7 protein-coding genes are annotated in these 4,531 nt (G+C 45.4%); 2 read left to right on the top strand and 5 right to left on the bottom strand.

Annotated elements, in window-relative coordinates; translation table 11 throughout:
• Window positions 1-32 precede the first annotated feature (32 nt).
• The 4 genes from VN105_RS04850 to VN105_RS04835 are packed head-to-tail and all read right to left on the bottom strand — an operon-like array spanning window position 33 to window position 2,377.
• A complete protein-coding gene (locus tag VN105_RS04850) occupies window positions 33-986 on the bottom strand; it encodes a hypothetical protein (RefSeq protein WP_325638482.1) in 954 nt (317 codons plus the stop codon).
• Window positions 987-1,022: 36 nt separating this feature from the next.
• Window positions 1,023-1,544, bottom strand: coding sequence for an SRPBCC family protein (locus VN105_RS04845; protein ID WP_325638480.1), 522 nt, complete (start codon window positions 1,542-1,544; stop codon window positions 1,023-1,025).
• A gap of 18 nt (window positions 1,545-1,562) precedes the next feature.
• Window positions 1,563-2,030 (bottom strand): SRPBCC family protein, encoded by a 468-nt coding sequence (locus VN105_RS04840; RefSeq protein ID WP_325638477.1) that lies wholly within the window; start codon window positions 2,028-2,030, stop codon window positions 1,563-1,565.
• 32 nt (window positions 2,031-2,062) lie between these two features.
• A complete protein-coding gene (locus tag VN105_RS04835; RefSeq protein ID WP_325638475.1) occupies window positions 2,063-2,377 on the bottom strand; it encodes a metalloregulator ArsR/SmtB family transcription factor in 315 nt (104 codons plus the stop codon).
• A gap of 117 nt (window positions 2,378-2,494) precedes the next feature.
• Between VN105_RS04835 and VN105_RS04830 the strand changes: the two genes are divergently transcribed.
• On the top strand, window positions 2,495-2,884 hold the full coding sequence (locus tag VN105_RS04830; protein WP_414647224.1) for an ORF6N domain-containing protein: 390 nt from the start codon (window positions 2,495-2,497) through the stop codon (window positions 2,882-2,884).
• Between the two features lie 81 nt (window positions 2,885-2,965).
• Here VN105_RS04830 and VN105_RS04825 read toward each other — a convergent pair whose 3' ends face one another.
• Complete coding sequence (locus VN105_RS04825) at window positions 2,966-3,637, bottom strand: hypothetical protein (protein WP_325638471.1); 672 nt, start codon at window positions 3,635-3,637, stop codon at window positions 2,966-2,968.
• Window positions 3,638-3,903: 266 nt separating this feature from the next.
• On the opposite strand from VN105_RS04825, the gene VN105_RS04820 reads away from it, so the two are divergent.
• A complete protein-coding gene (locus VN105_RS04820) occupies window positions 3,904-4,503 on the top strand; it encodes an FMN-dependent NADH-azoreductase (protein ID WP_325638469.1) in 600 nt (199 codons plus the stop codon).
• The last annotated feature ends 28 nt before the right edge of the window (window positions 4,504-4,531 follow it).

The following is a 4,531-nucleotide window of genomic DNA, read 5'->3' as shown; positions in this document are numbered from 1 at the left end:
GTGTTCGGTTTTGATACAGTCATTGTTCGATATCATCCATTGCTGTTATTGCCTGAAAGTTTCATCAGGAGACTTAACCCTATACCTGAAATAAAGCACCGTTCCTTGTTGTTGCCAAGTAGTTGCTGGGTCCAGTCCACCAGCCCGCCGTCTGCAATTTCAATTTCATGTTCGCCCGCCTGTATCACCGCTTTGAACTGTATGCCTTTGTAGTAGTTGTTTTCCGCAGGTGTTTCATCGGCAATAATTTTATACGGGAGATGCGAAGAAAGATAGTCCATCAATGAGTGCATCAATGCGCGGCCGTTGGGATAACCGGACCGGGGTTGTATTTTAAAGTAGATGGATGGTATACCGAAGATGGTTTGCAGCAGGGTATAAATATGCTGCAACTGCTCCGCACAGGTGCTGCGTTCAAATTCAAAATTGCCTGTATCCTTTCCTGCTGCTACCATACAGGCAATTTTGAAATGTGGCGTATAGCCTTTACCGGGAGGAAGCTGCATAGCCCTCACATGCCGGTGAACGGTGCAAAAGCGCAGCCGTTCACCGGTAGCAGTGCCAATACCGCGCTGCTTCAGATCGGCGATGTGAAGGGCCAGCGAATTGGTGGCGTCTGCCAATACTTCCGTATGTCTTAACGCAGTGATTATTTTTTTCTGGTTAACGGTGCCCACTGCCGCGCAACTGCCAAACTGCGCTACCGGCGATAATTCCACCGGTTCATACTGCTGCTGCCTGAGGAACCGGAGCAGCTGCAATTCCTTTTCCAGCACTTCAATCATATCGGTATCTGCCGGCTGCACGTAAATGTTCTGCCGGTATTGTTGCAGCAGGGTGGCCGCGTGCAGGTCTTCCGATTTGCGCTGGTATACTTCCAGCAGCAGCGACGATAACTCGGAACTGCTGAGCTGTTCGCGCAGCACTTCCACTAAATCAGGAATGCCTGTTTTCTGAGTTGTTTTTTTTGAAATGAAATCCTCCATATATGACGCCGGTATTGATTGAATGATCAATCAAATCTACGCCATATCTGCATACAATGCTGCCAGCCTGGTATGGGTATTCCAGAAGGGAGGAGGGGTTATGCCTTCGAGGTTGGCGATTAAAATATCCAGGTGCGTATGCCAGCCACCGCCTACGCTGCTGCGGGTTTTTGCATCATCGGCCAGTTTGCGGTGGGTGAGGGTGAGTAATACCCTGTCTTCTTTTTCCGCTAACTCCATGGTAACTTCCGATCCTCCTTCCCACGTAAACGCGAGCAGGCGGGGAGCTTCCACTTTTAACATCGTACCGGTAAAATGATGGCCGTCTTTCATATCACGGTATTTTTCAGGAATATTATCAGGAAGGGGGCTGAGTTGCTGATGCATAAAATGCAGGTGCACCTTACCTCCTTCAAATAGTTCCATATCGCCGCTCGCCAGCCATTTGCCGCGTTTTTCGGATTCTGTCAGATAAGCCCATACCTTATCAATGGGACCTGGCAAATTACGCTCAAAGCGAATCGTACCAGGAGAGAGGATCTGTCCTGTTTTTTCCATGTTTTTGGTTTTAAATGTTTAGTGTGATGCTACACCTTTAGGAAATTTATCTGCAATGAGATTAAGGTTAATATTGTGTTCCAGATAGGCTTTCAGGCCATCGAGCACAGTGGTGAATCCTCCTGTGTTATTGTTGATCTCACGCATCAATGCATCACCGGTTTGACTAAAGCCATAGTTTTTAATCACAACGTAAGTAGCGTTATCATCCACCGGCTGGAAATTGAAATCGATCGTAGTAGCCGGATCGTTCCAGGTAACGGTTATTTTTTTGTTGGGTATGATCTCCTTCACGTTTACCGTAGATGATACCTGGTACATTTCCCATTCCCAGGTAACTGTTTTTCCCGCTGCCAGTTTATCGCTGCCTTTGGTAAACCAGAAATGCCTGGTAATTTCCGGGTCAATAAAAGCGTTAAATACGGTTGCTACCGGTTTGCGTATCAGCATCTGGGCTTCTACCCAGGGAGTGTTGTTGTTAGCCATCGTGCAATGTTTTATAGATTAATAAACAACTGTCATTCTTCTTCGTTCAATAGTTGTTCCAATGTATCCAGGCGGTTTGTCCAGAACCGGCGATACTGTTCTGCCCACTGCGCTACTTCTTCCAATGCCTGGAAACTGGCGGTGCAATGCCGTTCCCGTCCCTGTTTTACAATGATCACCAGGCCGCACTCCGTAAGGATGCGCATATGCTTTGATATGGCCGGCTGGCTCATACTGAAATTTTCCGCTACCGTATTGAGGGTAAGCGTTTGCTGCGCCAGCATGCCAATGATGGCACGCCTGGTAGGGTCAGCGATGGCCTGGAACACGTCTCTTCTTGCTTTCATAATACTAAACCAAATGGTTTAGTAAAGGTATATATAACCATTTGGTTTAGCAAAAATATTTTTGGAGAGAGGTATTCAGGAGAAACGAGGACCTTAAAGCAGGCAGTAAGGCGTAACATGGAACGCTTCCCTGAAGATTTTATGTTCGAGTTAACCGAAGAGGAGATAGGAATAGTGGTATCACAAAACGTGATACCACACAAAAAATATCTTGGTGGCGCAAAGCCATTTGCTTTTACAGAAACAGGAGTGGCTATGCTATCCAGTGTATTGAAAAGCGATACGGCAATCGAAATGAATATTGCTATTATGAGAACCTTTATATCATTACGCAAATTATCTGTTAACTATAAAGAGGTAATGAAGGTACTGGAAGAGATGCGTGAACAGTATGATAACCAGTTTGAGGATATTTACCGGGTGTTGGAACACCTGATTAATAAGCCACAGCAACCGCGTAATATGATCGGTTTTACACGGCATGAAGAGATAGCGGAAAAGCAATAGCAAGGAGTAGCACTCGTCTGGCGGGAGAACAGTGAGGGAACCCAATCCCTCACTTCCCACTCAATTTAATTGTATTTATTATTACTGGATGAATCCTAATGTATGTAACCCGGCCCCTTTACGCTCTCCACTTTCCGTTTTCTCTGCTACCTTCTCCGAAACATGATCTTCGTCAAAAGCTATCCGCCCCAAACCTTCGTTAATAAATATGCCCGTTCCGCCCTGGCTGTTATCAACATTAATAATCCCAACCCGCACATTTTTCAGGTTGGCTCCTTCTTTGGTACCGGTAAAAATCAGTGCAAATATGGCGGAGTGTGTACCTCTTACTGACTTCACTTTACCATATACGGTAAAGTCGTTGCCCGATCCGGAAATAGCAGTGGCAATGCTGGTGTCGGCATCGCTTAGGAAATTTTTACCGATGAGGTGAATACTGAAATCAGTGGCGCTTTGTGCTGAAAAAGTAACAGTGGCATTACTGAAATAGCTGCCTGGTACATCGTTGGGAACATTGCTGGTATCCAGCTTATTCGGCGCAATGTGATAAGTACCTTCTACATTGGGCGGAGTCACGCCCTGGTGAACATCCAGTCCGAGTATTTTTAAAGTGTCCAGGTATTTCTGCGGAATAATGTCCGCAATTTTCTTTGTAAGGATCTCTTCATTGCTGGGGCCTTTAGCTTTGTCGTCTTTGCTGCAGGAAAACAAAACAATGGAGATCAGGAAGCTGATAGCTAGTGTACGTTTCATAATAATTAAAGATGATGGTTCCGGCTGCAAAAATATCGTACACGGCGGTAGATTAAAATACCTGGAAACAGGTATTTTAATCTACCGCGGGTAAACCGTTCGTTTATTTCCATCTTGTTCTTTTTATGAAGATGCCGGTGTGAATTTACTGATAAATATCACCGCCGCTAACCAGAAGGTTACTGGTAACCTTTAGCATACTTCGGCTAAAGCAAGAGGAAAGATAGATAGTTTTGCATCATCATCATTTGCAAAAAAAATAAATCATGAAGAAGATACTGGAAATTATTTCAAGCGCAAGAGGCGCTGCATCCAACAGCACACAACTGACCCATACTATTATTGAAAAATTAAAAGCACAGTACCCCGGAAGTACCGTAACGCAACGCGACCTGGTGCAGAAAAAATACCCGCACCTGGAAGAATCGCATCTCTCGGCATTCTTCGCGCCTCCTGAAAACGAAAACGAAGCCTATAAAACGGCCATACAACATTCGGATGAAGCTATTCATGAACTGGAAGCAGCCGATATTGTGGTGATAGGTGTACCTGTTTATAATTTTAGCATTCCCTCAGCCCTGAAAGCATGGATAGATCATGTAGTGCGCGCGGGCAGAACATTCAGCTACGGAAATGGTCATCCGGAAGGATTACTGAAAAACAAAAAAGTATATCTGGCCGTTGCCTCCGGTGGCGTTTATTCAGACGGCCCTATGAAATCAATGGATTATGCGGAACCCTATCTCAAATGGATCCTGGGGTTTATTGGTCTGAACGATGTTACTACATTCAGGGTGGAGGGTTTGAGTGTGCCGGATCTGAAAGAAACTGCCTTGCAGAAAGGCTTGGAAAGTGTAGCGGTTTAAAACACAGGAACTGAAAATGGCCGGCAGT

The sequence above is a fragment of the Chitinophaga sp. genome, from assembly GCF_035564935.1.
Lineage (GTDB): Bacteria > Bacteroidota > Bacteroidia > Chitinophagales > Chitinophagaceae > Chitinophaga.
This window is presented reverse-complemented; position numbering and strand designations above follow the sequence as displayed.